21 protein-coding genes are annotated in these 26927 nt (G+C 72.9%); 11 read left to right on the top strand and 10 right to left on the bottom strand.

Annotated features, from left to right (window positions below):
* The first annotated feature begins 61 nt into the window (after nucleotides 1-61).
* Nucleotides 62-1000: an AraC family transcriptional regulator gene (locus tag HDG69_RS06640; protein WP_171782894.1), complete on the top strand. Its 939-nt coding sequence runs from the start codon at nucleotides 62-64 to the stop codon at nucleotides 998-1000.
* A gap of 23 nt (nucleotides 1001-1023) precedes the next feature.
* Here the strand turns inward: HDG69_RS06640 and HDG69_RS06635 are convergent, their stop codons facing one another.
* The 3 genes from HDG69_RS06635 to HDG69_RS06625 form a co-directional block, all read right to left on the bottom strand.
* The gene (locus tag HDG69_RS06635) at nucleotides 1024-2343 is read right to left on the bottom strand and encodes an MFS transporter (protein WP_171782893.1); all 1320 of its coding nucleotides are present in this window, start codon (nucleotides 2341-2343) and stop codon (nucleotides 1024-1026) included.
* A 184-nt stretch (nucleotides 2344-2527) separates the two neighbouring features.
* Nucleotides 2528-4228, bottom strand: coding sequence for an alpha/beta fold hydrolase (locus HDG69_RS06630; protein ID WP_171782892.1), 1701 nt, complete (start codon nucleotides 4226-4228; stop codon nucleotides 2528-2530).
* 150 nt (nucleotides 4229-4378) lie between these two features.
* Complete coding sequence (locus HDG69_RS06625) at nucleotides 4379-5050, bottom strand: TetR/AcrR family transcriptional regulator C-terminal domain-containing protein (protein ID WP_171782891.1); 672 nt, start codon at nucleotides 5048-5050, stop codon at nucleotides 4379-4381.
* Between the two features lie 83 nt (nucleotides 5051-5133).
* On the opposite strand from HDG69_RS06625, the gene HDG69_RS06620 reads away from it, so the two are divergent.
* The 3 genes from HDG69_RS06620 to HDG69_RS06610 all read left to right on the top strand — a co-directional run bounded on the left by HDG69_RS06620 (nucleotide 5134) and on the right by HDG69_RS06610 (nucleotide 8986).
* Entirely contained in the window at nucleotides 5134-6081 is a 948-nt protein-coding gene (locus tag HDG69_RS06620; protein WP_171782890.1) for an NAD(P)-dependent alcohol dehydrogenase, read from the top strand.
* 9 nt (nucleotides 6082-6090) lie between these two features.
* A complete protein-coding gene (locus HDG69_RS06615; protein ID WP_171782889.1) occupies nucleotides 6091-6480 on the top strand; it encodes a hypothetical protein in 390 nt (129 codons plus the stop codon).
* Between the two features lie 139 nt (nucleotides 6481-6619).
* A complete protein-coding gene (locus tag HDG69_RS06610; RefSeq protein WP_171782888.1) occupies nucleotides 6620-8986 on the top strand; it encodes a LamG-like jellyroll fold domain-containing protein in 2367 nt (788 codons plus the stop codon).
* Nucleotides 8987-9067: 81 nt separating this feature from the next.
* Here the strand turns inward: HDG69_RS06610 and HDG69_RS06605 are convergent, their stop codons facing one another.
* Nucleotides 9068-13582: a lamin tail domain-containing protein gene (locus HDG69_RS06605; RefSeq protein WP_171782887.1), complete on the bottom strand. Its 4515-nt coding sequence runs from the start codon at nucleotides 13580-13582 to the stop codon at nucleotides 9068-9070.
* Nucleotides 13583-13738: 156 nt separating this feature from the next.
* Between HDG69_RS06605 and HDG69_RS06600 the strand changes: the two genes are divergently transcribed.
* The 4 genes from HDG69_RS06600 to corA all read left to right on the top strand — a co-directional run bounded on the left by HDG69_RS06600 (nucleotide 13739) and on the right by corA (nucleotide 17504).
* The gene (locus tag HDG69_RS06600) at nucleotides 13739-14227 is read left to right on the top strand and encodes an SRPBCC family protein (protein ID WP_171782886.1); all 489 of its coding nucleotides are present in this window, start codon (nucleotides 13739-13741) and stop codon (nucleotides 14225-14227) included.
* An 8-nt stretch (nucleotides 14228-14235) separates the two neighbouring features.
* Entirely contained in the window at nucleotides 14236-15282 is a 1047-nt protein-coding gene (locus tag HDG69_RS06595; RefSeq protein WP_171783222.1) for a zinc-binding dehydrogenase, read from the top strand.
* 9 nt (nucleotides 15283-15291) lie between these two features.
* A complete protein-coding gene (gene ddaH / locus HDG69_RS06590) occupies nucleotides 15292-16050 on the top strand; it encodes a dimethylargininase (RefSeq protein ID WP_171782885.1) in 759 nt (252 codons plus the stop codon).
* A 305-nt stretch (nucleotides 16051-16355) separates the two neighbouring features.
* Nucleotides 16356-17504, top strand: coding sequence for a magnesium/cobalt transporter CorA (gene corA / locus HDG69_RS06585; RefSeq protein ID WP_171782884.1), 1149 nt, complete (start codon nucleotides 16356-16358; stop codon nucleotides 17502-17504).
* Nucleotides 17505-17512: 8 nt separating this feature from the next.
* Here corA and HDG69_RS06580 read toward each other — a convergent pair whose 3' ends face one another.
* The gene (locus HDG69_RS06580; RefSeq protein WP_171782883.1) at nucleotides 17513-17971 is read right to left on the bottom strand and encodes a cold-shock protein; all 459 of its coding nucleotides are present in this window, start codon (nucleotides 17969-17971) and stop codon (nucleotides 17513-17515) included.
* A gap of 120 nt (nucleotides 17972-18091) precedes the next feature.
* On the opposite strand from HDG69_RS06580, the gene HDG69_RS06575 reads away from it, so the two are divergent.
* Nucleotides 18092-19300 carry an AI-2E family transporter gene (locus tag HDG69_RS06575; protein ID WP_171782882.1) on the top strand — a complete coding sequence of 403 codons (1209 nt, stop codon included), beginning with the start codon at nucleotides 18092-18094 and terminating at the stop codon, nucleotides 19298-19300.
* 24 nt (nucleotides 19301-19324) lie between these two features.
* On the opposite strand, the gene HDG69_RS06570 is transcribed toward HDG69_RS06575, so the two are convergent.
* Entirely contained in the window at nucleotides 19325-20116 is a 792-nt protein-coding gene (locus HDG69_RS06570) for an alpha/beta fold hydrolase (protein WP_171782881.1), read from the bottom strand.
* Between the two features lie 134 nt (nucleotides 20117-20250).
* Between HDG69_RS06570 and HDG69_RS06565 the strand changes: the two genes are divergently transcribed.
* Nucleotides 20251-20739, top strand: a complete 489-nt coding sequence (locus HDG69_RS06565) for a YbaK/EbsC family protein (protein WP_171782880.1) — start codon at nucleotides 20251-20253, stop codon at nucleotides 20737-20739.
* Here the strand turns inward: HDG69_RS06565 and HDG69_RS06560 are convergent.
* The 4 genes from HDG69_RS06560 to HDG69_RS06545 form a co-directional block, all read right to left on the bottom strand.
* Nucleotides 20722-21120, bottom strand: a complete 399-nt coding sequence (locus HDG69_RS06560) for a hypothetical protein (RefSeq protein ID WP_171782879.1) — start codon at nucleotides 21118-21120, stop codon at nucleotides 20722-20724. The genes HDG69_RS06565 and HDG69_RS06560 overlap by 18 nt on opposite strands.
* Nucleotides 21121-21192: 72 nt before the next feature.
* The gene (gene cofE, locus HDG69_RS06555) at nucleotides 21193-22041 is read right to left on the bottom strand and encodes a coenzyme F420-0:L-glutamate ligase (RefSeq protein ID WP_343036291.1); all 849 of its coding nucleotides are present in this window, start codon (nucleotides 22039-22041) and stop codon (nucleotides 21193-21195) included.
* Nucleotides 22038-23048 (bottom strand): TIGR03557 family F420-dependent LLM class oxidoreductase, encoded by a 1011-nt coding sequence (locus tag HDG69_RS06550; protein ID WP_171782878.1) that lies wholly within the window; start codon nucleotides 23046-23048, stop codon nucleotides 22038-22040. Before HDG69_RS06550 ends, cofE begins: the two co-directional genes overlap by 4 nt.
* Nucleotides 23027-23995: a bifunctional helix-turn-helix transcriptional regulator/GNAT family N-acetyltransferase gene (locus HDG69_RS06545; protein WP_171782877.1), complete on the bottom strand. Its 969-nt coding sequence runs from the start codon at nucleotides 23993-23995 to the stop codon at nucleotides 23027-23029. The genes HDG69_RS06550 and HDG69_RS06545 overlap by 22 nt, the downstream gene beginning before the upstream one ends.
* Before the next feature lie 109 nt (nucleotides 23996-24104).
* Here HDG69_RS06545 and valS point away from each other — a divergent pair, with 109 nt between their 5' ends.
* The gene (valS, locus tag HDG69_RS06540; RefSeq protein ID WP_171782876.1) at nucleotides 24105-26903 is read left to right on the top strand and encodes a valine--tRNA ligase; all 2799 of its coding nucleotides are present in this window, start codon (nucleotides 24105-24107) and stop codon (nucleotides 26901-26903) included.
* Nucleotides 26904-26927: the final 24 nt, after the last annotated feature.

Genomic DNA, 26927 nt, shown 5'->3' with positions numbered 1-26927 from the left:
GGCGCTCCGCTGCATATGCGATCGTCTCGCCGTGCCGTCGTGAGCGGTCTAGGGTGGCCGCATGGACGTCGTCTCCGGCCTGCTCGACGGTCCCCGCGCCCGGGACGCGTTCCTGCTGCGCTCCCACCTGCGGGCACCGTGGGGCATGCGGATCGAGGACGAGGCCCCGTTGACGATCGTGCCCGTGCTGCGCGGTGCGGCCTGGGTGGGTCCGGACGGCACCGGTGACGACGGCGGTACCACGGTCGAGGCGGGCGACGTCGTCCTGCTGCGCGGACCCGAGCACTACGTCGTGGCCGACTCTCCGCAGACCGCGCCGACCGTCGTCGTCGGCCCGAGCGACCAGTGCCGCGCGATCGACGGCGGGCCGTCACCGATGACGGTGTTCGGCGTGCGGTCCTGGGGCAACGACCTCGACGGCGAGACGGTGATCATCACCGGCACGTACCCGCTCGACGGCGCCGTCGGCCGGCGCCTCCTGCGGGTGCTGCCGCACCGGGTGGTGCTGCGCCGCGGTGACGTCGACCCCACCCTGGTCGACCTGCTCGCCCGCGAGGTGGTCCAGGACCTGCCCGGCCAGGAGTCGGTGCTCGACCGGCTGCTCGACCTGCTCCTCATCACCTGCCTGCGTGCGTGGCTCGACCACCCGCAGGGGCCGGGGTGGTACCGCGCCGACGCCGACCCCGCCGTCGGCACCGCGCTGCGGCTCATCCACCACGACCCCGCCCGGCCCTGGACCGTGGACGGCCTGGCTCGCGAGGTGGGCCTGTCGCGCGCCGCGTTCGCCCGTCGGTTCACCGGGCTGGTCGGCGAGCCGCCGATGGCCTACCTCACCGGGTGGCGCCTCGACCTCGCCGCCGACATGCTGCTCGCCGACGAGGCCGCGACGCTGTCCTCCGTGGCGCGAGCCGTCGGGTACGCCTCCCCGTTCGCGCTGAGCGCCGCGTTCAAGCGGGTGCGCGGGGTCAGCCCTGCCGAGCACCGCCGTCGGGCGGCGTGAGCACGACTCGATGACGTGCAGGCTCACGCATCGGTGGCTGAAGCCTGAGCCTCCACGGCGGCGGGCGCTCGCCCGAGGCGCCAGTTCGCCGCCGCGGCACCGGCGACGACCCCGGCCGCCACGACCGGCACCGCCATCGCCGCCGACGTGCCGAACGTGTCCGCGAGCAACCCGGTCGCGGCCGACGCCGCCGACTGCCCGAGGATGATCGCCGAGCCGAGCATCGTCATGACGGTCGCGGTGCGCCCGACCGGGCTGCGCTCGGAACCCAGGGAGTAGATCGTCACCAGGCTCGGGCCGATGCCGAGCCCGGCGATCAGCAACCCGGCGAGCAGCATCCCCGTGGACGACGCCGTCGCCACGACGACGGCCCCGGCGAGCTGCACGACGGCGAAGACCAGCCACCTCGCCCGCAGGCTGAACCGCGCAGGGAACACCACCACCGCGAGCGCCGTCAACGCCGACCCGATGCCCATGAACCCGTAGAGCAGACCGGCCCGCTCCGAGTGCCCGGCGTCCCCGGTGTACGCGGACAGCGCGGTGAGCACCGAGCCGAAGAACAGCCCGATCCCGAGGAAGCCGGCCACCAGGACCAGCACACGCCCGCTGAACAGCTCGCGGACCGGAGCCTGCACGGGCGGCGGACCGGCGGCGCCCGCCGCCGTCGTGCCCGCCGTCCTTGCCGACGGCCCGGGGGGCGGCGCCACCCGTCCCGAGGAGTGGAGGGCGAACGCGCCGACGGCGAGCGCCGTCAGCGCGGACGCGGCGAGGATCGGCGCCGCGGGTCCGAACAGGGTGGCGAGCGCCCCCACCACGAAGGGGCCGAAGACGAAGACGACCTCGTCGACCGTGGCCTCGTACGACATGGTCCGGCTCAGCGCCACGGGTCGCCGCGCGGCCGGGAGGCGGGTACGGATGACGCCGGTGAGCCTGCTGCGCGACATCGGCGGGACCTGCGGGGCACTGGCACCGATGCTGAACCCGACGGCGAGCACCACGGCGGCGGGCACGGCGAGGAACACCGCCAGCGTCAGGACGAGGAGCAGGATGCTGTGCACCACGGCGGTGGCCAGCAGCGCGCGGCGCTGACCGGACCGGTCGGCCCACGCGCCGATCAGCGGCCCGCACACCGCGGCTCCCAGGCCCACCATGCCGGACGTCGCACCACCGAGGGTCAGGGAGTCGGTCGCGGCGACGACGAGGGTGAGCACACCGACGACCATCATCGCGAAGGGCAGCCGCGCGACGAACGCCAGCGGGAAGTAGGTGGGGCCCACCGCCTGCGGGACGGTGGTGCGCGGCTCGATGCCTCTTGCTCGGGGACGGTCGTTCGTCAGGGTCATGCTCGTCGGTCTCCTCCAGCGCGGCACCGCCGCACGATCGTCGTGCCGCCGTGGGCGCGAGGAGCACCTGGTAGATACACAAACCTGTCCGGGCCGGGTAGCCGACCCACCGTCCAGGTTAACGCGGGTCGGCGCCGCTGTCAGTGACGTGCGCCGCGGTGGGCCGAGGGTCCGGCCGCCCCGGTCAGGCGCCCCACCAGGCGGACCGACCGACCAGCGTGCGCAGGTCCTCGCGGTCGGAACGCTGCGCCGCCGCCGCGAAGGGGGTGATGTCCTGGGTGCAGGTGGCTCCGTCGTCGGCCTCGCCGTCCACGAGGTACCGCGCGATCGCGGCGTCCGCGCACGTGCTCGCACCCAGGGTGGTGTGCCCCCAGCCCTCGACCGTCATGACCCGCGCGTCGTCGTAGTGATCGGCGTACGGCGCGGTGAAGCGGTACGGCGTGGCGGGGTCGTGGCGGGTGCCGATCACCATGACCGGCGCCTGCGTCGTCTGGCCCCACGGCCCGGTGTAGGCGTCCTCGTCGCGCAGGACCGTGGCCGCGCACGCCGCGCCGGTCCACCCGCGCAGGAGCCCGAAGTGCGGGTACTCCTCGTCCAGGTCGTCCACATAGGCCGGGTACCGCCACAGGGGCAACGGTTCGGCGGTGTCCATGCACTGCGCGGCGAGCGAGCTCCCGAGCGACGGGTAGTCCTCGACGACGCCGAGCTCGCGCAGCAGGTCGTCCAGCGACCGACCCTGCGCCCGCGCCGACGGTGGCTGCTCGCCGATGCCCGCGGCGACCGCGACCTGGGTGAACGCGAGCGCCAGGTCCGGCCACTGGGCCGTGCCGTACATCGCGGTGTACGAGGCCGAGACCATCTGTCCGTACGTGACCGCCACGGTGCCGCCGTCGCCGTCCGGCACCTCGACGGGCCCCTCGCGCAGCGTGGTGAGGACCTCCTCGGTGACGTCGGCCGGGTCGCCCAGGGCGGCCAGCGAGCAGGAGGCGGGACCGGCCTCGGCGCACAGGCGGTTGAACTCGGCGAACGTCTCGACGGTGGCCTCCGGCTGCCCGAGGCGGGTGGCGATCGGGTCCGGCGAGCCCTTGCCGGACCAGGCGACCGGGTCGATCGTGCCGTCGAGCACCAGGGCACGCACCCTCTCGGGGAACAGCGCCGAGTAGGTGGCGCCCAGGATCGTGCCGTAGGAGTAGCCGATGTAGGTGAGCTGCTCGTCGCCCAGCGCCTGTCGCAGCACATCCATGTCCCGCGCCACGTTCGCCGTGGACGCGGTCGCCAGGCGCTGCCCGGACACGACCTGGCAGCCGGTGGCGATCCGCGCGAACCCGGCGACGATGCGGCGCTGGTCGGAGCGCGTGATCGGCATCTCGGGCAGCCCGGCGAGGAACTGCTCCTCGCGCTCCGCGTCGCGGAAGCAGGTCACCGGGTCGGACTGGCCGACACCGCGCGGGTCGAAGCTCACCAGGTCGAACCTGGCCCGGACCTCGGGGTCGACCATCGTCTCGCCGACCAGGTGCAGGGTCTCGACGCCCGGTCCGCCCGGTCCGCCGAAGTTGACCAGCGCGCTGCCGATCCGGTTCTCGGTGTCGGTCGCCGGCAGGCGGGTGAGCGCGATCGTGGTGGTCCGGCCGTGGGGACGGTCGTAGTCGCTCGGGACCTGGATCTCGGCGCAGTCGAAACCCCCGGCGTCGTCGCAGGGCTGCCAGTCGATGTCCGGCACCGGCGCGTCGACCTGGGCCGCGCCGTTCGCCGACGACTGCGCTGGCGCGACGGGTGCCGCACGTTCAGCTGCACCGGCCGTGGCGGGGAGACCGGCGGCGAGCAGGGCGCCGGAGGCCACGGCGGCGACCGTGACGGTGAAGGGACGGGGGCTGCGGGGCGTCATCGACCTGTTCATCGAGCACCACGATGCAGGACGGTTGCCCGGGGCGCCACTGCACCGCCGGGCGCGCCTCCGATCGGCAGGCTGGACTCGGGTCGGCAGCTGCAGCGGCCGATCCGAGCGGGACGTGCCGAGTGACGGACCGCCTCCTGCTCAGGCAGGAGGCAGGCGACGGCCGGCCGGGCGACGCTCGGTCAGCCGCCGCTCCAGGCCGTCCAGGACCAGCTCCAGGCCGTCGTCGAACTGGTCGGCGAACCGGTAGCCACCGCCGACCACCAGCTCCGACACCATCTCGGCCAGGTGGGGGTACCGGTCCTGGGGCAGCTCCATCTCGTCGACGAACTCCTCGACGTCGTCGGAGGCGGCGAACGGCAGGCTCTGCTCTGTCAGGACGAACCCGTACACGTAGGAGTCGATGGTGGCGAACGCCTGGCTCGCCATGGCCACGGGGAAGCCGCCCGCGCGCAGGCAGCCCAGCACCACGTCGTGATGGCGCAGGAGGGCCGGTCCGGGCGTGCGACGGGACTCGACGAGCCCCAACGCCCACGGGTGCCGGGCCAGCACCTGTCGCGCCGAGGCCGCGCGCGCCGCCATCGCCGCTCGCCACGGGTCGCCGACGGCGGGGAGCCGGACCTGCGTGTAGACCCAGTCGGCGAGCGCGTCGAGCAACGCATCCTTGTTCGCGAGGTGGTGGTAGAGCGACATCGCCTCCACCCCGAGCCGTCGGCCGACCTGGCGCATGCTCACGGCCGTCAACCCGCCGTCGTCGGCCACGGCGACGGCCGCCTCGACGATCCGTGCGCTGTTCAGCACCGCCCGTGCCACACCAGTCCTCCTCGAGCCTTGCCGTTCTTACAGCCGTAAGACTACAGTGAACCATCAGCCTTACACCTGTCAGGGAGGCAGCGATGCGCGCAGCGATCGTCCAGCGGTACGGCCCACCCGACGTCGTCACGGTCCGCGACGTCCCGACCCCGGTGCCCGGCCGCGGCGAGGTGCTCGTGAGAGTGCACGCGGCGGCGGTGACCAGTGCGGACGCCCGCCTCCGCGGCGCCCGGTTCCCGGCGGGCTTCGGCCCGCTCGCCCGCCTCGCCGTCGGGCTGCGGGGACCCCGCCGTCCGATCCTCGGTGGCGTCTACTCCGGCGTCGTGGAGCAGGTGGGCGCCGAGGTCACCGACCTGTCCCCCGGTGACCGGGTGGCAGGGATGACCGGCACGCGCCTCGGTACGCACGCCGAGCTCGTCGCTGTGCCCTCCGCACGCGCCGTCGCGCTCCCGGCGGGTGTCACCGACGAGGACGGCGCCGCGGTCCTGTTCGGGGGCACGACGGCGTGGCACTACCTGCGCCGCCGGGCGACCGTCGCTCCCGGGTCCCGAGTCCTCGTCACCGGCGCGGCAGGCGCGGTCGGTACCAGCGCCGTCCAGATCGCCCGCCACCTCGGCGCCACCGTGACCGCCATGACCAGCACCCCGAACCTCGATCTGGTCGCGCGACTCGGTGCCGACCACGTCATCGACCGCACCACCACGGCGCCGGTCGACGTCGCCGGCCGCTTCGACGTGGTCGTCGACACGGTCGGCGCGCTGAACCTGCGGACCGGACGCCGGCTGATCGCGCCCGACGGGGTCCTGCTGCTGATCGCCGCGAGCCTCGGGCAGACCCTCGCCTCGGTCGGGCGGGTCCGCTCCGGCCCCGCGCCCGAGAAGCCCGCCGACGTCGCCGAGCTCCTGCGGCTCGTCGCCGACGGCGTGCTGTCACCGGTGGTCACCGCCGTCGTCGGGCTGGACGAGCTCGCCGCAGCGCACGCCCGGATCGACGCCGGGCACAAGGTCGGCAACATCGTGCTCAAGCCCTGAGGAGGCGGCATGGACCCCTCGCGCATCGTCCTGGCGGGCGGCTGGATCTCGCTGATGCTGGTGTACCTGCTGGGTGACGTCCTGAGGATCTTCGCCGGGGACTTCCGGCCCGGCGAGATGGACGGCCGTCCCGTCGCGGGCTGGACCTGGACGCTGGCCGCCGTGGTCATGCTCGTCCCGGTCGCGATGATCATGCTCTCCCTGCTCGCCCCGGCCGGACCGCTGCGCTGGACCACCCTGGTCGCCGCCGTGCTGCTCGCCGTCCTCAACCTCGCCGGGCTGCCCTACCCGGGCCTCTACGACAACCTGCTCATCGTCGCGGGCGTCGCGCTCAACGCCGTCGTCGTCTGGCAGGCGTGGGCCTGGCGCCCGGGCCTGGCCGTCACCCCACCGGGATAGCCCGGCCGTCGCGTCGGTCGCGGTCTCGCCCGCCCTCTTGACCCACCCGTGGTACATCGATGTAATCTCACCTTCTACATCGATGTACCACGGATCCGACGACGGATCTCCGTTCGACGCTGAACACCAAGGAGCCGCCATGACCCGCAGCCGGTCACGACGCATCGCCGCCCTGACGGCCGCCGCCGCCCTCGCCCTGCCGCTCGCGGCCGTGGCGACGGGCACCGCGAACGCCGCACCGCCCGCGCCGTCCGACCCGCCACCACCAGTCTTCGCCGACGCGGAGACCCACGACCCCTCGCTCGTCACCGTCGGCGACGAGCACTACGTCTTCGGCTCGCACCTGGCCGCCGCCAAGACCGAGGACTTCCTGCAGTGGGAGCAGGTGGCCAACCACGTCACCCCGCAGAACCCGCTGTTCGACGACGTCACCGTCGAGCTCGCCGAGGCGTTCGAGTGGGCCGAGACCGACACCCTCTGGGCGGCCGACGTCATCCAGCTCGAGGCCGACGGCAAGTTCTACATGTACTACAACGCCTGCCGCGGCGACTCCCCGCGCAGCGCCCTGGGCATCGCGGTGGCCGACGACGTCGACGGCCCCTACGAGGACCTCGGCATCGTCCTGCGGTCCGGTCACCGCGACGGCGAGGGACCGGGCGAGGACGGCACCACCTACGACGCCCGCATCCACCCGAACGCGATCGACCCCGACGTCTTCTACGACGCCGACGGCGGGCTGTGGATGGTCTACGGCTCCTTCTCCGGCGGGATCTTCGTCCTCGAGCTGGACCCCGCCACGGGGTTCCCGCTGCCCGACCAGGGCTACGGCACGCACCTCACCGGCGGCAACCACAGCCGCATCGAGGGCCCGGCCATGATGTACCACCCGGACACCGAGTACTACTACCTGTTCACCTCGTTCGGAGGCCTGGACGCCGACTCCGGGTACAACATGCGGGTGATGCGGTCGGAGAACCCCGACGGACCCTTCGAGGACGCCGAGGGCCACGACATGCGCGAGGTCCGCTCGAACCCCGACCTGCCGATCTTCGACGACGCCACCATCGAGCCGTACGGCGTCAAGGTGATGGGCAACTACCAGTTCCAGCGAGAGGTCGGCGCACCGGGCACCGGGATCGGTGACGGCAAGGTCTCCCCCGGCCACAACACCACCTACGTCGACCCCGACACCGGTGAGATGCTGCTGATCTTCCACAGCCGGTTCCCCGAGATGGGCGAGTTCCACCAGATCCGCGTCCACGAGATGTCCTTCAACGCCGACGGCTGGCCCGTCGCCGCCCCCTACCGCTACGCCGGGGGCAACGACACCGACCACTTCCTGCGCAAGCAGGTGGTGGGCGACTACCGGTTCATCGAGCACGACAAGGCGATCACCGCCGACATCCGCCGGGCGAGCACCGTCACGCTGCACCAGAACGGGCGCGTCAGCGGCGCCGTCGACGGTCGCTGGCGCCTGTCCGCCAAGAACCGCCTCCACCTCAGCCTCGGCGGTGCGGAGTCCGACGGCGTGTTCTCGCGCGAGTGGGACCCCACCGCCGCGGCGTGGGTCACCACGTTCAGCGTGGTCGGCGACGACGGCGTGCCGCTGTGGGGCAGCGCGCAGGCTCCGATGACCGACCGCCAGGTGGTCGACGCCGTCCTGGCCGACCTCGCGGTCCCCACCCCGGTGGTCGCCGACCTCGACCTGCCCACGGTCGGCACCCACGACGCCACGGTCCGGTGGACGTCGTCGGACCCCGAGGCCGTCGCCCCCGACGGCACGGTGACACGCACCGAGGAGGACGTGCCGGTCACCCTGACCGCAGAGGTCGCCCGCGGCCGCGTCTCCGGCTCCGTCGACTTCGAGCTCACCGTCGCCGCCCTGCCCGCCCCCGGGCTGGTCGCGCACTTCCCGTTCGACGGTGACCTCACCGCCGTCGACGACGCCGTCGCGGCCGGGACCGTCACGGGCGACCGGATCGACAGCGCCGGGGGGCAGGTCTCCTTCGACGACGGCGTCCGCGGGCAGTCGCTCGTCCTGGACGGGTCGAGCGGCGTCCGGCTTCCCGACGGTCTGATCAGCGGGCACCACTACTCGGTGAGCCTGTGGCTGAAGCCCGAGCGCCGGACGCCCTTCACCACGGCGTTCTTCGGCGCCCGCAACCAGACGAGCTGGGTGAGCCTCGTGCCCGAGGTCGGCTTCGGCGCGAACAACACGATGCTGTGGTCCGGCTCGACCCAGTTCTACGACGGTGACGTCGGCACGCGCCTCCCCACCGACGAGTGGTCCCACGTGGTCTTCACCGTCGACGGCGGCGACGTGACGATCTACCTCGACGGCGAGGTCGTGCACACCGGCGCGGGCTTCCCGAACGTCTTCACGACGTCGAACGGCGTCTTCGCGCTCGGCGTCAACTGGTGGGACGTCCCCTTCCAGGGATCGGTCGACGACCTGCAGGTCTACACCGGTGCGCTGACCGCCGAGGAGGTCGCCTCGCTCGGCTGACCACCGCAGCACCGACCGTCCGGGGGCCGGCACGATCCGCGTGGATCGTGCCGGCCCCCCGGGCGCTCGGCACCCTGACGGTCAGCGCCGGCCCACCACCGCGGCGGTCTCCTCAGACGTCGCGGTCGCCGGCCGGTGCCCCTTCTTGGTGCCGGTCACCTCGACCGTGAGCCGCTTGCCGACGTCGTCCGCCGTCGGGCGGTAGGTCCGCCCCTTGCCGGCGGCGACCTCTTCATCGTCGGCCCGCCACACGAAGGTCAGCCGGGTCCCGGGCGTCCAGCTCCCCGGGTCCACGCGCACGGGCTTGCCGACCCGGGGGCCGTCACCACCTGGCACCACGATGATCGGCGTGCCGGGACGCACCGACGGCCCGGCAACCTCCTCGGCCGTGAAGGTCCGCACCGTCGACGCGGTGACCCCGCCGTAGGGTCCCGTGGCCTGGACGAACCATCCGTGCTCGCCCGGGCCCACGCCGGACCAGGTGCCTCGGGCCGTCTCGCCGCTCGCCACCGCCGTGACCGTGTCGATCGTCTCCGTGGTCAGGACGTCGAAGGTCATGGCGTCGGTCGCCAGCGTCTTCGTGCTCGGCTCCAGCCCGAGCGCGGCGTACGGGATCTCGAAGTCCTGCATGCCGGGCGGGTCGTTGAGCGCCGGGTCGTCGGAGTCGAAGACGTCGAGCGAGGGCGAGTAGGTCCGCACCATGATGCGCTCGCCGGCGTTGTCGAAGTGCAGCAGCCGCAGGTACCCGAGCCCGCCCTCGGGCAGCCCCTGGTAGTTGAAGAGCATCGAGTGGACCGTCCGGTCGGGGAGGCCGTCGCCGGTGTCGTCGAACGCGTCGGTGCGGGTGTAGGCGTCGTGGTAGTGGCCCGAGCTGACCAGGACGACGTTCGGGTTCGGCGCGACGACCTCGTCGAGGATGCGCTGCGGGATCGGCCCCAGCCCGCCGGTGGTGAGCATGTACTCGTGCAGGTTGAGCCACACCTTGCGCTCCGGGTACCGCGAGATGACCTCGTTCATCCAGTCGATCTGGTCGTCACCCGGGGCCCAGCCCATGTACAGCAGGAGCAGGTCCACGCCCTCGACGCTGATCAGGTCGTAGTGACCGCGGTTGTCCTGGTGGTCGCCGCCGTACCACGGGTTGCCGGAGAACCGGTCGGCTCCGAAGTACTGGGAGAACGCCGAGTAGTCGGCGAGCGCCCCGCCGACGTCGTGGTTGCCGGCCAGCACGCCGTACGGCAGCCCGGCCTCGTCGAGGGTCCGGTACGTCGGGTCGGCGTTGAGCCACTGGTGCTCCTGGTCCCAGTCGTCGACGACGTCCCCGGTGTGGATGAGGTACTGCAGGTTGAGCTCGTCGCGGCGGTCCAGGAAGAACTCGTGGATGGCCTCCTGGTGGGAGTACCACTCCTCGCCCGAGCCGTCGGTGGGCCGCCCCTCGTTGTCGTTGTAGTACTGGGTGTCGGACTCCCAGCCGATGGTGAAGTCGTACTCCGAGCGGGGCGTGGCGTCCGGGTGGAATGGGGTGTTGTCCTCGCGCGCGGAGCGGGCGGTGCCGGCGAACCCTTCCGAGTGCTGCACCAGGACGGTCACCCGGCCGTCCTGGACGTGGTCGGCCAGCGGCACGGTGCCGCCCAGCTCGACGTCGACCTCGCCGTCGGTCGTGACGTGCCGGTCGATCTCGCGCCAGGTCCCGTCCGACGTGTCGAGCACCGAGAGCAGCACCTTGGCGTCCGGGTTCGCCGAGCCGGACCAGGCGACACGGACCTGCCCTTCGTCACCGGCCTCCTCGGGCACGTCGAGGGTGAAGAGCTGGTACGGCAGCTCGGTGTCGGAGCTGATCTCGTCGCTGTCCCCGTCGTCCCGGTGGTCGCGGTCCACGGAGGCGGCGTCGGTCGTCGTCCCGGCGAAGACGCCGACCTCGGCGTCCGTGGCGTCGAACGTGAAGCCCCGACGGAACTCGACGTCCACCGCGTCTCCCGTGGCCGTCTCGAGGGTCGCCGCCAACGGCACGTCGCCGGTGGCCACGACGGCACCGTCCTGCGGCTCGCTCAGCGTCACGCCCGGCCTCTCGTCCGGCGTCGTGAACACCACCGTCCGCGTGGCGGTGTTGCCGAGCTCGTCCTCGGCCCGCACGACGAACGTGTGCTCGCCCGGGTCCAGCACGAGCGAGCTCGTCGTGTGCGGGAGCTCGACGGCGACGTCGTCCAGGGTCGCGGTGAGGGACGCGAGCCCGGAGCCTGCGTCCGACGCCTCGGCGTCCAGCACGACCTCGCCCCGGTACGTCTCGCCGTCGCGCAGCGCGGTCGTGATCCGTGGTGCGGTGTTGTCGACGACGACGGTCCGGGTCACCGCTTCCTCCCCCGCCGTCGCAGACACGACGTGCTCGCCGTCGTCCACCGCGGTGGTGTCCCACGCGTACGCGATCGAGTCGAACGCGTCGTCGGGCACGGTGAAGGTGGCGGTGAAGTACACCTGGTCGGCGTCGGAGAAGCGGACGCGCTCGCCGGGGCCTGGGCAGGGGCGCGCGGTCTCCTCCTGGCCCTCGCCCGCCCCCGCGCAGCTCTCGGGCAGCAGCACCCGCCCGTCGGGGAGGGCGAGACGGAGGTCGTAGGCGCTGAAGTCGTCGTTGTTCTCGTCCGGGTCCGGCTCCGGCCAGGCCTTGGTACCGGCGTAGATGCCGAGGGTCAGGCTCTCTCCCGCGACCGTCCGGTCGAGCGGCACGTCGCTCGCCACCGTCTCGACCCGGTCGTAGAACCCCTCGTCGAAGATCGTCAGCACCTCGTCGCCGAGCTTGACGCCGTTGCGGAAGAACGCGTCGGTGCTGGTCGCCTCGAAGGCGAAGATCGCCGGCGCCTCCAGCGAGGGCGTCGGGTCGCCCACCTCCTGGCCGTCGACGGCGAGGCGCACGTCGCGGGGGTCGCCCATGGTCGTCGCCGCCAGCCAGGTCTGGCCGGCGACGTGCTGACCGTCGGTGACGTTGAGGCGCAGCGGTGCGCGCTCACCGTCCAGGAGGTCGATCCGGACCGGACCGAGCGTGCTGGTGCCCGTGCCGTCCGAGGCGGTGAGGGTGTACTCGACCCAGGCCTTGCCGTAGAGGTCGACGGCAGGCACGGCGTAGGTGTAGCGCCCCTCCTCGTCGAAGCGCAGCAGCCGCGTGCTCGGCTCACCGACGTCGGTGGCGAGGGTGAGCTCCACGGTGGTCACCCGGCGGTCGTCGGTGACGTCGAACGCCAGCGCGAGGCCGTCGGCACCCGGGCCGTGGTCGGTGAGGTCGGCGATGTCCGGGGCGCTCGTGTCCTCGGGCGTGGCCACCAGGGCGTCCGGCACCTGGTCCGGGGAGGCGTACCCGGGGGTGGCGAGACCGGTGCCGACGAGCGTCTGGGTCGTGCCCTCGTCCCACCGGTACTGGATGGGACGGTCGGCCACGGTCTGGTCGTCGGTCATGTAGTCGGCTCGCGAGACGACGTGCCCGGTGTTGGTGGTCACCTGGATGCCTCGCTGGCCACCGTTGGCCATCCCGGCGGAGTGGATCTCCACCAGGTCGACGCCCGCGGTCAGCCGGCTGCCGAAGTGCGCGTTGAAGTCCGCCGCGGTCAGGCCGTCGTTCGCGCCGTTCTTGACCCACAGCACCAGCGTGCTCCCCGGCTCGATCACCGGGTCGTGCGGCGTCGCGGGCCACACGGTGCTGTTGGTGACCTGGTGGCTGCCGTCGAGGTAGAGGTAGTCGATCGAGTGCTCCCCGAAGGGCACCGGCGCGTCGGAGGCGTTGTAGACCTCGATGAACTCGTAGGCGTCGGCGCCACCGACGTTCGCGGTGTCGGGCGCCAGCTCGGTGATCTGCAGCACGGGGGCGTCCAGGCCCGGGTCGGTCGGCGGCGGCGGGCCCTGCACGGGGACCTCCGGTCCCGGCTCGGGCTCCGGCTCGGTCGGGATGAGCTGAGCGGGGTCGACGACCCCGGGCGTGAACGGCCCCGAGGACAGCTCGACCGTGCCACCCGCGTCCGGGTCGGCGGGGACCGCGAAGTGCGTCGAGACGTCGGGCGCGGCCGAGACCCGGTCGTACACCGACCAGCTGGTCTGCCCGCCAGAGGTGTCGACGCGGATGCCTCGGGTCCCGGTGTTGGCCATGCCTGCCTGCCCGGTGACGTGGAAGAGCAGCACGTCGTCGTCGGCGCCGACGGCCGCACGGAAGTCGTCGTCGCTCCGGGCGAAGCTGTCGACGGTGGAGGTGGAGTACTGCAGCCAGAGCACGGCGCTGCCGCGCGCGGGGACGACGGCGGAGGACTCCGTGAGGTCGAGCGGCTTGTCGCTGCCCGAGGTGCCCTCGTGCGTGAAGACGTACGTGAACGCCTGCTCGGCGAGGTCGACCGGCGCGTCGGTGGTGTTGGTGACCTCGAAGAACTCGAAGTGGTCGGGCCCGGTGTTGTCGGGGGCGATCTCGGTGACGACCAGCGGCCAGGGCAGGTCCGCCGCGGGCGGGTCGCCGGGCTCCGGGGCCGCCGCGGCCGGGAGCGCCGTGGCGGCGAGCCCTCCGGTGACGAGACTGATGGCGATGAGGGTCGATGTCAGACGGACGGAGGGCTGGCGGGACGACGGCATGCGACGGGACACCTTCGGCTCGGGAGCGTTGACCCGCACGCTGCCTGCTCGGGGCAAACGTCGGGGTCCGGCAGGGTGAACGTCGGGCGACGACATGTTGTCGGTCGGGCAGCACCGCGACACGGCCCCGGTCTCGGCCGTGCGATCATCGCGGGCATGACTACCGCACGGACCCACGCGCAGTCGATCGAGATCGCCGCCACCCCGGACGAGGTCTACGCCCTCGTCTCGGACGTCACCCGCACCGGGGAGTGGTCACCGGTGTGCAAGGAGTGCTGGTGGGACGAGGCCGAGGCCCCCGGTCCCGGGGAGCCGCCTCGGAGCGGCGCGCACTTCACTGGCCGCAACGAGACACCGGACCGCACGTGGGAGACCCGGTCGCAGGTCGTCGTCGCGGACCCGGGCCGCGAGTTCGCCTGGGTGGTCGGGCAGGGCTTCGTCCGCTGGGCCTACACGCTGGAGTCCCGCGACGACGGCCGGGCGACCGTGCTCACCGAGTCCTGGGAGTTCACCCCGGAGGGCCTGGCCGCGTTCGCCCAGCGCTACGGCGACGACGCCGACGCCGAGATCGAGGCCCGCACTCGGATGGCCCACGAGGGGATCCCCGCCACGCTGGCGGCGGTCCGGCGCATCGCCGAGGGGTGAGCCGCCCGATGCGCGCCCTGGCGTTCGACCGCTTCGGAGGCCTGGTCTCGGTGCGGGAGCTGCCCCGGCCTGCTGCGCCCGACGGTGGGGTGGTGGTCCAGGTGCACGCGACCGGCCTGTGCCTGTCCGACTGGCACGCGTGGGCGGGCCACGACCCGGACATCACGGCGTTCCCCCACGTTCCCGGCCACGAGCTGGCGGGCACCGTCGCCGCGGTGGGTGCCGGCGTCGGACGCTGGCGGGTGGGCGACCGTGTCACGGCGCCGTTCGTCTGCGGCTGCGGCCGGTGCACCTGGTGCCGCGACGGGGATGCGCAGGTGTGCCCTGACCAGACCCAGCCAGGTTTCACGCACCACGGCTCGTACGCCGAGGAGGTCGTGCTGCACGCCGCGGACCACAACCTGGTCGCGGTGCCCGACGGCGTCACGTCGGTGGCGGCGGCGAGCCTCGGCTGCCGTTTCGCCACGGCCTACCGAGCGGTGGTGCACCGGGCGAGGGTGCGCGCCGGTGAGCGTGTCGTCGTCGTCGGTGCCGGCGGGGTAGGGCTGAGTGCCGTGATGGTGGCGGCCGCCCGCGGGGCGCAGGTCGTCGCCGTCGACCGGAACCCCCGGGCGCTGGAGGCGGCTCGGCGGGCCGGTGCCGAGCACACCGTGCTGGCCGACCCCGGCACCGACGTCGTGGCCGGGGTCCACGAGGTGCTCGACGGCGGCGCGCACGTGGCGCTCGACGCCGTCGGCACCGAGACGACGTGCGCGACGGCGGTCCACTCGCTGCGCCGCCGGGGCCGGCACGTGCAGGTGGGTCTGCTGCCCGCCGCGGCGGGGCACCCACGGGTGCCGATGGACCGCGTCATCGCCTTCGAGCTGGACGTGCTCGGCTCCCACGGCATGGCCGCGGCGGACTACCCGGAGATGCTGGCGCTCGTCGCGGACGGGACGCTGCGGCCCCAGGACCTGGTGGGACAGGTCGTCGGCATGGACGTCGCCGCCGACCTGCTGCCGGCTCTGCGGGACGCGCCGCGCGCCGGGATGTCCGTGCTCGACCCACGCCGCTAGGTTGGGGCCATGCCGCGCCTCCTCGTCCGCCCGCCGTCCCCGCAGCTCGCCGACGGCGAGGTCACCCACCTCGACCGCGTGCCCGTCGACCCGGCGCTCGCCCGTCGCCAGTGGGAGGGCTACGTCGGCGTCTTCCGTGCGCGCGGCTGGGAGGTGAGCGAGGTGCCGTCGGCCGACGAGCACCCGGACGGCGTGTTCGTCGAGGACGGGGTCGTCGTCTTCGACGACCTGGCGGTCTTCGGGCGGCCCGGTGCGGCCTCGCGCCGCGGCGAGCTGGCCACGCTCCGTCCCGCCGTCACCGGTCTGGGCCTCGAGGTCGCGGAGATCGAGGCGCCCGGCACGCTCGACGGCGGGGACGTGCTGAAGATCGGCCGGACCGTCTACGTCGGCCGGAGCTCACGGACGAACGACGACGGGATCGCCGCGCTCCGCGACCTCCTCTCGCCCCGTGGCTGGCAGGTGGTCACGGTGCCGGTCACCCGGGTCCTGCACCTCAAGAGCGCCGTGACCGCCCTGCCGGACGGCACCGTCGTCGGGCACCCGCCCGAGGTGGACGACCCGGAGCTGTTCGACCGGTTCCTGCCCGTCCCCGAGCCGGAAGGGAACGCCGTCGTCGTCCTCGACGAGGGCACCGTCCTGATGTCCGCCAGCGCGCCGCGCAGCGCCGATCTGTTCCGCTCCCGTGGCCTCGAGGTCGTCACGACGCCGGTGACCGAGCTCGAGAAGCTCGAGGGCTGCGTCACCTGTCTGTCCGTGCGGCTGCGCTGAGCCCAGACTCGCGGCGGTGGGCCAGGTCACGCAACTGCCTCCGGGCGCCGTCGTGCGCGCGGGAGTACACTGACCGAGGCCCCGTGCACGCAGTCGCCCGTGCTGCCCGACCGCGAAGGAGGTATCGCGCATGACCCGCAGCGAGCCTCCTAGTAGTCCGAGCCGCGACTGACCTCGGCTCGATACCGTCCGGCGCCCTGCGCCGGACGACGCCGCCGTCCCTGAACGCGCCCCGGTGCCCAGCCACCTCAGTCGCGGGATCCACAGCACGCAGACCATCGTTCCTGCACGCCTGGGAGTCCCTCATGGCCTTCAGCTCTCCCCGTTCCGCACGCCCTCGCCAGGTCCTCGGCGCGCTGCGGCCCCGACGCGGTGCTCCCGCTGCGACCCCGGAGCCCGCGACCCCGACGCCGATCCGGCCCCGGTCCCGGTCCGCCATCGTCGCGGCCGCGGTGTACGACGGCGACGGGCACCGCACGGCGTCGTTCACCCGCCTGGCCGACACGTTCCGCACGTTGCGGTCGACCCCGAACGGGATGGCCTGGATCGGCCTCGAGCGCCCCGACGAGCGAGAGCTGGCAGCCTTGGCCCGGGAGTTCGACCTGCACCCGCTGGCCATCGAGGACGCCATCCAGGCGCACCAGCGCCCGAAGATCGAACGGTACGGCGACACGTTGTTCGTCGTGCTGCACGCGGCCCGGTACCTGGACTCCATCGAGGAGGTGGAGTTCTCCGAGCTGCACCTGTTCGTCGGCCCGGACTTCGTGGTCTCCGTCCGCCACGGCGACTCCCCCGACCTCGCCACCGTCCGCGCACGCCTGGAGTCCACCCCGCAGATGCTCTCGCGCGGGCCGGAGGCGGTGCTCTACGCGATCATGGACCGCGTCGTCGACGACTACGCACCGGTGATCTCCGGCCTCGACTTCGACATCGACCAGATCGAGTCCGAGGTCTTCTCCGGCGACAAGTCCGTGTCGCGGCGCATCTACGAGCTCTCCCGCGAGGTCGTCGACTTCCAGCGTGCCGTACGCCCGCTGCAGAACGTCTGCCAGTCGCTGGCCAAGGGCGCCGAGAAGTATCACGTGGACGACGAGCTGCAGGCCTACCTGCGTGACGTCGCCGACCACCTCATCGAGGTGGCCGAGTCGGTCGAGACCTTCCGCGTGGTCCTGCGCGACATCCTCACGGTGAACGCCACCCTGGTGGCCCAACGGCAGAACGAGGAGATGACGCACCTCACCGAGGTCTCGATCAAGCAGGGCGACGAGGTCAAGAAGATCTCCGGCTGGGCGGCGATCATCTTCGCCCCGTCCCTGGTCGGTTCGGTCTACGGGATGAACTTCGACGTCATGCCCGAGCTGCACGCCCAGTGGGGGTACCCGCTGGCACTGCTGGCGATGATCACCGTCAGCGTGGGCCTCTTCGCGGTGTTCCGCTGGAAGAAGTGGATGTAGCGCGCGTCCTAGGCGTCCAGCCACCCGTGGGACCGCGCGAGCTGCTCGACGGCGCCCCGGACAGCCAGGACCTGTCGCCCCGTGAGGTCGCCCGCGGACGCCAGGAGCCGCTCGGTCAGCTCGGCACGCAGCTCGCCGGCCGACAGCACGTCCGCGAACCCGTCGTGCGGGCGCTGGCCCGGGGCCCGCTCGGTCCGCTGGCCCGCGTCCGCACGCCGTACGGGCTCTCCGCCGAGCGCCGCGTGCGCCGCGTCGGCGACAGGCGAGCTCACCAGCGAGGCGCTCAGGGCCCGGGGGCCGCGGTCCCCCGTCTCGTGGGTCAGCTCGACCACGGTGCCGACCGCCATCAGCGTCTTGTCGAAGTCGATGTCGTTGACGTGCAGGAACACGTCCTCGTCCAGCTCGTCGGCGGCGACGAAGGCGTAGCCCTTGATCGCGTCGTACCGGACCACCTCGCCACGCACCATCGGGCACCACCTCACGCTCGACCCGTTCCCGGCAGCATATGCCCGGTGCGGGAGCGTCACCGCGTCGGGGAGCAGGGTCACCCGGCTGGCGGTCGGGGAGGCGCCCGCTAGGGTCGACGCGTGACCTCGACTCCCCGCGCCCAGACCGAGCCGACACCGACGCACGTCGGGCTCTCCCCTGCCGCGCGGACCCTGCTCGTCCTGGCGAGCGGCGCCGTCGTCCTGGCCGCCGTCCATGCTGCCGCCGGGGTGCTGGCGCCGCTCTTCCTGGCCGCGGTGATCGTCATCATCTGCCACCCCGTGCGGTTCCCGCTCGAGTCGCGCGGGTGGCCGCGCTGGGCGGCGACCACGGTGGTGATCGTCGTGGCCTACCTCATCCTCGCCGCGCTGCTGGCGATGCTGGTGTGGGCCGGCTTCCGGTTCGCCGCCCTCGTGCAGAGCTACATCCCGCAGCTCGCCGCGTCGGTGTCCGACATCGAGGCGCAGCTCGTGGCCACCGGCATCGACACCCAGGTCACCGAGACCGTGACCTCCTGGCTGCAGCCGGCGAACGTCCTGTCGGTGGCCGGGACGGTCAGCGGCACGGTGGTGACCGTCGGCACCGCGTTCTTCTTCGTCCTGGCCTACGCCGTCTTCATGGCGGCCGACGGCGCCCGCTACTCGACGGCGCAGCACCGGTTCGGTGCCACCCGGGCGGACGCCATCGACCGCGCCACCCGGTTCAGCTCCGGCGTACGCCGCTACTACGTCGTCAACGCGACCTTCGGCGCCGTCGTCGCACTGGTCGACGGGGTCGCCCTGTGGCTGCTGAACGTCCCCGGTGCCGCCATCTGGGCGATCCTCGCCTTCGTCACCAACTTCGTCCCCAACATCGGCTTCGTCCTCGGGCTGGTCCCTCCCGTGGTCATGGGCTTCGTCGTGGGGGGTTGGCAGCTCGCCTTGGCCGTCGTGGCCGTGTACTGCGTCGTCAACGTCGTCCTGCAGGTCTTCGTGCAGCCGAAGTTCGTGGCGGACGCCGTCTCGCTGTCCCTCACGCTGAGCTTCGTGTCCGTGGTGTTCTGGACCTTCGTGATCGGCCCGCTCGGCGCCATCCTCGCCATCCCGCTGACCCTGCTGGTGCGGGCCCTGGTGCTGGAGGGCGACCCGCGCAACGACTGGCTGCGCTGGCTCTCGGGCGACGACGTCGACGACGGACCGTCCGTCCGTGCACCGGAGCGGACCCCGACGTCCCTGCCGCCGTCGGACGGTGATCCCGCGACCTCCGACGGGACCGTGGAGACAGACGGGACCGTGGTGACGGACGAGCTCGAGGAGGACGGCGCGAGATAGCGCGCCGGACGGAGCCCTCGTCGGTCAGGCCTCCTCGCGGACGAACCGGGCGATCCGCTCCGCCATCGCCTCCGGCTGCCAGGAGTGGTCCGCGCCGGCCACCTCGTCCACCGCACCCCGGGTGACCGCTGCGACGATGCGCTCCGCCGCCACCGGCATCTCGGGGAAGGTGCGGGTGCCGTGCACGGCGAGCACCGGGATGGCGAGCTCGCGCAGCCGTTCCGTCTCGACGAGGTCGGTCGCCCGCACGAGGGCCTGCCCGTCGGCGCGCTGGGTCGCCGACGCCCGGGCGAGCACCTCGAAGTCGGGCGCGGCCCGCAGCGCCTCCAACCACTGCGGAGGCATGTCCTTCATGAACTGCTCGGTGGCACCGACGTAGTCCTCGGCGTCGAGCCGGCGCTCGAACTCGGTGATCCACACGGCGACGTCGTCGGCCGGCTCGGAGAGCGGCGCCTCCCACAGGACCAGGCCCGAGACCGGAAGCTCGGCGTCCGCGGCGCACAGCGCGATCGCCGACCCCGACGAGTGACCGACCAGCACGGCGGGCGGTCCGACGACGTCGATCATCGTCGAGAGGGCGTGCAGCTCGCGATCCAGGTCGAGCACCCCGTCGGCGGGGCTGTCCCCCCGACCGAGACGGTCGAAGACCAGCGTCGTCAGCCCCTGCTCGGCGCACAGCCGTGCTGTCGCGGTGGTGACCGGGTCCGTCGCGCGGGACGGTCCTGCACCGGCGACGAAGACGACGGCCGGCCCGCCGTCACCGTAGCGGTCGAACCCGACCCGGTCACCGGTCACGCTGGTCGCGTGCTGCGTCATGTGCGTCTTCCCTCCTCGACCGGGCGCTGGTGCCCGGCACTCACCCCGTGACGGTAGCCGGTAGCGCCCACAGCGGCGACGGCAGCAGAAAAAGGGGACACCCTCGCGCCCCCCGCGCACTACGCTGCGGGCGTATGAGCACCTCCACGTCCCACCCCGCCGTCGACCGGGTCCGCACCGCTCTGGTGGCCGAGGGCGCCGTCTCCGCCGCCGACGGCATCCGCTGGTTCGACGAGGCCGCCACCACGGCCGCCGCCGCGGCCCACGCCCTCAGCGTCGAGGCGGGAGCGATCGCCAACTCCCTGGTATTCACCCTCGACGACCAGCCGCTGCTCGTGCTGACCTCCGGCGCTCACCGCGTGGACACCGCCTTCCTCGGTGACCGCCTGGGCGGTCGCGTCGGCCGCGCGCCGAAGGAGCTCGTCAAGGAGGCGACGGGCCAGGTCATCGGTGGGGTCGCACCGCTCGGGCACCCCGCGCCCGTGCGGACCGTCGTCGATGTCGCCCTGGCGGGCTTCGACGTGGTCTGGGCCGCGGCCGGCCATGCCCGGACCGTGTTCCCCACGTCGTTCGACGAGCTGGTCCGCATCACGGGTGGCGAGCCGTCACCCGTGACGCCCTGAGGCGGGGAAGGTCCGTCCGTCCGGGTCGCCGGCCCGGCGGGGCCGCAGCTCCTCCGGCGCCGGCCACGGCAGCGTGAACCTCTCGACCGGCACGTCGATCGCGCCGAAGTCGTCCGTCTGCACCACCACACCGTCGGGGGTGACCTCGACCAGCCGGACGCGCAGCGGCTCGCGCCCCGGTCGTTCGAGCATCCACACCTCGGCGAACCAGGCCAGGGTCGCGCCGTCGAGCGCCTCCTCCGCAGCGAGCCAGTCGACCGGACCGGTCAGCTCGTGCCCGAGCAGCGAGACGGCGACCCAGTCCTCGCCGTCGGGTCGGATCCACCCGACCTGCTCACGGTCCTCCGCACGCCGGTGCTCGATCCACTCCTGGGGCAGCATGCCGGCCACGCTAGCGAACGGGATGCCGTCGATCGAGGGCATTTCCTCCGCCGGGCACCCGGGGCTCCCGGGTCATCGCGGCAGGTCGTGCCCGTCCGCCAGACCGCGGGCATAGGCTTCCGCGCTCCCTTCGCGGAACAGGTCGTCCGGGCCGCCGCGCACCAGGCTCCGCGCCCCGGCACCGTCACCCTGCGGGCCGTGGCCGGCGAGCACGTACCGCCCGACGCCGCGCGCGACGGCGACGGCCCGTCCGCTCGCCTTGCCGCGGACGAGCTCGGACGCGGCGGCGATCTCGTCGGCCACCGCGGCGACGGTCACCGACAGGGGTCGCCCGTGAGCGTCGGTCCCGCCACGCAGGTCGTCCACCACGGCGAGGCCCGCGGCGCCGACGGCGATGTCGGTCAGGCCCTCGCGCCAGGGTCGTCCGGCGGTGTCCGTGACGACCACACCGAGCCGGTCGATGCCGAAGCGGGCTCGCCACGCGGCACGTAGTGCCCGGGCGGAGGTGTCCGGGTCCTCGGGGAGCAGCAGCACCGTGCCCTCCGGGGTGTTCGAGGCGTCGACCCCGGCTGCGGCCATGACCAGCCCGAGCCGGTTCTCCACGATGCGCAGCGGCGGCAGGCCGCCCGGCCGCTCACGTACCGCGACCACCCGCACGGTCTCGTCCGTGATCGCCTGCTCGCGGTCCGCGGCGCGCACGACCCGCCCCTCGGCCTTGGAGACGATCTTGGAGGTCACCACGACGACGTCGCCCTCCGCCAGGCGATCGCCGGAGCGGTCCGCGTCGCTCGCCAGCAGATCGCCCACCAGGGCCGCGAGGTCGTCGCCCGGGCGCACCTCGGCCAACCCGTCCGGCGCCCAGAGCGTCAACCGGGCACCGTCGAGCGCCCCCTCCCCCTGCCGGGGACCAGGGCGGCTCACCGGACGAGCTTCGGCAGCACCTCGCGGCCGAAGGTCTCGATCCACTCACGCTGGTTGCGACCCACGTTGTGCAGGTAGATGCGGTCGAACCCGAGATCGACGTACTTCTGGATGGCCTCACGGTGCTTGTCCGGGTCGGCCGAGATCACCATGCGTCCCTCGAAGTCCTCGGGACGGACCAGCTTGGCCATCTGGGCGAAGTCGTGCGGCGAGCGGATGTCGGCCTTGGGGAACTTCATGCCCCCGTTCGGCCACTCCGTCATCGCGTTCGTCAGCGCCTCCTCGTCCGTCTCGGCCCACGACATGTGCACCTGCAGGACCTTCGGCATGGTGTCCGGGTCGCGGCCGACCTCGCGGGCGCCGGCGTCGAAGCGGCCGAACAGCATCTCGATCTTCTCCAGCGGGGCACCGACCGTGATGAGACCGTCGGCGTGCTTGCCGGCACGCTTGGCGGTGACCGGGCCCGCGGTGGCGACCAGGATCTCCGGGGCGACCTCCGGCATGGTCCACAACCGGGTCGACTCCATCTTGTAGAACTGCCCGGAGTGCTTGACGTCCTTGCCCTCCAGGCCGGAGGTGAAGAGCTTCTTGATGATGTCGATGGCCTCGAACATGCGGTTGATGCGCTCGGGCGCCTCGGGCCAGTAGCCGGCGGTGACGTGCTCGTTGAGCGCCTCGCCGGAGCCCAGGCCCAGCCAGTGACGCCCGGGGTACATGGCGGCGAGCGTCGCCGAGGCCTGCGCGACCATGGCCGGGTGCCAGCGGAACGTCGGGGCGGTGACGCCGGGGCCCAGGTCCCCACGGGTCCGTTCGCCGAGCGCGCTCAGGACGTTCCAGACGAAGGCCGCGTGCCCCTGCTGAGGGACCCAGGGCTGGAAGTGGTCGGCGGCCATCACGCCCGTGAAGCCGTGCTCCTCCGCGTAGGCCGAGAGGTCGACGACCTCCGTCGGGTGGAACTGCTCGAGCATCGCGGCGTAGCCGATGGTCAGGTCGGGTGAGGCAGACATGGCCCGACCCTACGCCTACCCGGTACCCCGCGTCTCGGGAACTCACGGATCTCGGTGGAGAAGAAGTGCGTCGCGTGCAGGTTGTCGTTGTACCGCTCGATGCGGCGGTAGCCGGCGCGCTCGTACATCGCGATCGCCTCGGTGAGCGCCTCGTGGGTGTCGAGCCGCAGCTCGGTGTGCCCCAGCTCGCGGGCGACCTGCTCCAGGTGCCGCAGCAGTCGCGACCCCAGCCCGGCACCGCGCCACGCGTCGTCGACCCACATCCGCTTGATCTCGCCCACACCGGGCCCGAGGGTCTGGACCCCGCCGCAGGCGACGGGAGACCCGGCCGACGTCGCCACGACGAACGCGCCGCGGGGCGCCACGAGGCGCGCTGCGTCGTCGGCGAGCGCCTCGTCGGCGTCGAAGGTGCCGGTCCCGCCGATGCGCGCCCCGACCTCGTCGACGTAGGCCCGCACGGCACGGCGGGCCAGGTCCGCGGCGGGCGCGACGGTCTCCAGCTCGATCGTGGCGGCACGAACCAGCAGGTCCGCCTCCGCGAGCGCCGCCGCGAGACGCGACTGCTGCCGGGCGGTGAGGGGCTCGACCAACCCGCGGGCCCGCTCGGCGGAACGCCGTTCGAGGTCGCCCCACGCCTGGCGGCCCTCGTCGGTCAGTGCGACGGTCCGACGACGCCGGTCGGCCGGGTCCGGCTCGACCGTCACCAGCGCGTCCGCCTCCAGGTCCCGCAACAGGCGGCTCAGGTACCCGGAGTCGAGGCCCAGCCGGGTGCGCAGGTCCTGCGTGGTGCCGGGCTCGACCCCGATCTCGTACAGCAGCCGCGCCCTGCCCAACGGCATCCCCGACCCGAGGAAGGACTCGTCCAGGGCGCCGACCCGCTGGGTGTAGCTGCGGTTGAACCGACGGACGACGTCGACGGGGTCAGGGGCGGGTGCGCTGGCGGTCATGGTCTCTGACTCTAGTCAGAGAATGGCGCGCGGCGCCAGTCCGCGCGGAGGGCGCTCACGTGCTGAAACCCGTCGGCCCGCCCCGGCAGATCTGGGACAATGTGTGACCATGAGCGACTTCCCGACCTCCCCGGCGCAGCAGGCGCCCGAGCAGACCCTCGCGACGACCCCGGCCACCGGCGGCTCCGTCGGCGACGTAGCCGGCGACGTCGTGCGTGCGGTGGTCCGGGAGGTGCCGGACAGGGTCAGCACGGACGGGCTCGAGCAGAAGTTCGACGAGCGCTGGGCGGCCGAGGGCACCTTCGCCTTCGACCGCACCGCCACCCGCGAGCAGGTCTACTCCATCGACACCCCGCCGCCGACGGTCTCCGGGTCGCTGCACGTGGGTCACGTGTTCAGCTACACGCACACCGACGTCGTGGCCCGGTTCTGGCGCATGCGGGGCAAGGAGGTCTTCTACCCGATGGGGTGGGACGACAACGGCCTGCCCACCGAGCGGCGCGTGCAGAACTACTTCGGCGTGCGGTGCGACCCGTCCCTGCCCTACGTGGAGGGCTTCGAGCCCCCGCACACCGGCACCGAGGGCAAGGCCGTCAAGCCGGCCGACCAGGTCCCGGTCAGCCGCCGCAACTTCATCGAGCTCTGCGAGCGCCTCACGGCCGACGACGAGCGTCAGTTCGAGGAGCTCTGGCGTCGCCTCGGGCTGAGCGTCGACTGGGCCCAGACGTACCAGACGATCGACGCGACCTCGCGAGCCGCCTCGCAGCGCGCGTTCCTGCGCAACCTCGAGCGCGGCGAGGCCTACCAGGCCGAGGCCCCCGGTCTGTGGGACGTCACCTTCCAGACGGCGGTCGCCCAGGCCGAGCTCGAGGCCCGCGAGTACCCCGGCCACTACCACCGGGTCGCGTTCCACCGCGCCGGGGCCGACGGCGCGGGCGAGCCCGTGTACATCGAGACGACCCGCCCCGAGCTCCTGCCCTCCGTCGTGGCCCTCATCGCCCACCCCGACGACGAGCGCTACCAGGACCTGTTCGGCACCACCGTCACGTCCCCGCTGTTCGGCGTCGAGGTGCCGGTCGTGGCCCACCCTGCCGCGGCCATGGACAAGGGTGCCGGGATCGCGATGTGCTGCACCTTCGGTGACCTCACCGACGTGCAGTGGTGGCGCGAGCTGCAGCTCCCCACCCGCTCGGTGGTCGGGCGCGACGGCCGCCTGACCCGTGAGACCCCGCCGTGGATCGCCGAGGGTCCCGGCGCCGGCCTCTACGCGGAGGGCCTGGCGGGCAAGACGACGTTCAGCGCCCGCAAGGCGGTCGTCGAGGCGCTCGTGGAGTCCGGGGACCTGGACGGCGAGCCGAAGCCCACCCAGCGCATGACGAACTTCTACGAGAAGGGCGACAAGCCCCTCGAGATCGTCACCTCCCGCCAGTGGTACATCCGCAACGGCGGTCGCGACTGGGACCGGCGCGACCTGAAGAGCGAGCTGCTCGCACGCGGCAAGGAGCTCGACTTCCACCCCGACTTCATGCGGGTGCGCTACGAGAACTGGGTCGGCGGGCTCAACGGCGACTGGCTCGTCTCCCGCCAGCGGTTCTTCGGGGTCGCGGTGCCGGTCTGGTACCCGCTGCTCGACTCGGGCGAGGTCGACCACGCACACCCGATCACGCCGTCGGAGGCCGAGCTGCCGGTGGACCCGACGTCCCAGGCACCGGCCGGCTACGACGAGTCCCAGCGCGGCGAGCCCGGCGGGTTCGTGGGCGACGCCGACGTGATGGACACGTGGGCGACGTCGTCCCTGAGCCCGCTCATCGTCTCGGGCTGGGAGCGTGACGCCGACCTGTTCGACCGCGTGTACCCGATGGACCTGCGCCCGCAGGGGCAGGACATCATCCGCACGTGGCTGTTCTCCTCGGTGGTCCGCTCGCACCTCGAGTGCGGCGTCCTGCCCTGGAAGAACGCGGCGATCAGCGGCTGGATCCTGGACCCGGACCGCAAGAAGATGTCCAAGTCCAAGGGCAACGTCGTCACCCCGATGGACCTGCTCGTCGAGCACGGCTCGGACGCCGTGCGCTACTGGGCCGCGGCCGCCCGCCTGGGCACCGACGCGGCCTTCGAGGTCGGGCAGATGAAGATCGGACGCCGCCTGGCGATCAAGGTCCTCAACGCCTCGAAGTTCGCCCTGACCTTCGGCGTGGACCCGCAGACCGGCACCGGCGAGATCGTCCTGGATCCCGCCGCCGTGACCGTGTCCCTCGACCGCGCGATGCTCGCCGGCCTGGCCGATGTCGTGGACCAGGCCACGGCCGCGCTCGAGGCGTACGACCACACCCGCGCCCTCGAGATCACCGAGTCGTACTTCTGGGCGTTCTGCGACGACTACCTCGAGCTGGTCAAGGACCGCGCCTACGGGGCGGGTGCCTCGGCGGACGAGCTGTCGGCCGAGACGGTCTCGGCGCGCACCGCGCTGGCGATCGCACTCGACGCGATGCTGCGGCTGCTGGCACCCTTCATCCCGTTCGCGACCGAGGAGGTCTGGTCCTGGTGGCGCGCCGGGTCGGTGCACCGCGCCGAGTGGCCGACGGCGGAGCCCTTGCGGTCCGCCGCCGCCGGCGCGGACGCGCTCGACCTGGCGGCCGCCGGGCACGCGCTCGCCGCGCTGCGCAAGCTCAAGTCGGCCGCGAAGGTCTCGATGAAGACGCCGATCCTGTCGGGGACCGTCGCCGTGCCGGCCGCCCTCCTGCCGGGCGTGACCTCCGCGCTCGACGACATCCGGGGCGCCGGCCGCGCCACCGGCGAGCTCGAGCTCGTCGAGGCGGCCGAGGGCCAGGGCGACCTCGACGTGCAGGGCGGGATCGTCGTCGTCGAGCACGAGCTCGGCGAGCCGCCCGCCAAGAAGCCCCGCGGCTGACGGGGGCCGAGGCACGCAAGAGCC

The sequence above is a fragment of the Isoptericola halotolerans genome, from assembly GCF_013149785.1.
Lineage (GTDB): Bacteria > Actinomycetota > Actinomycetes > Actinomycetales > Cellulomonadaceae > Isoptericola > Isoptericola halotolerans.
Note: the sequence above shows the minus strand (reverse complement) of the source record. Positions and strands in the feature narration are given on the sequence as shown.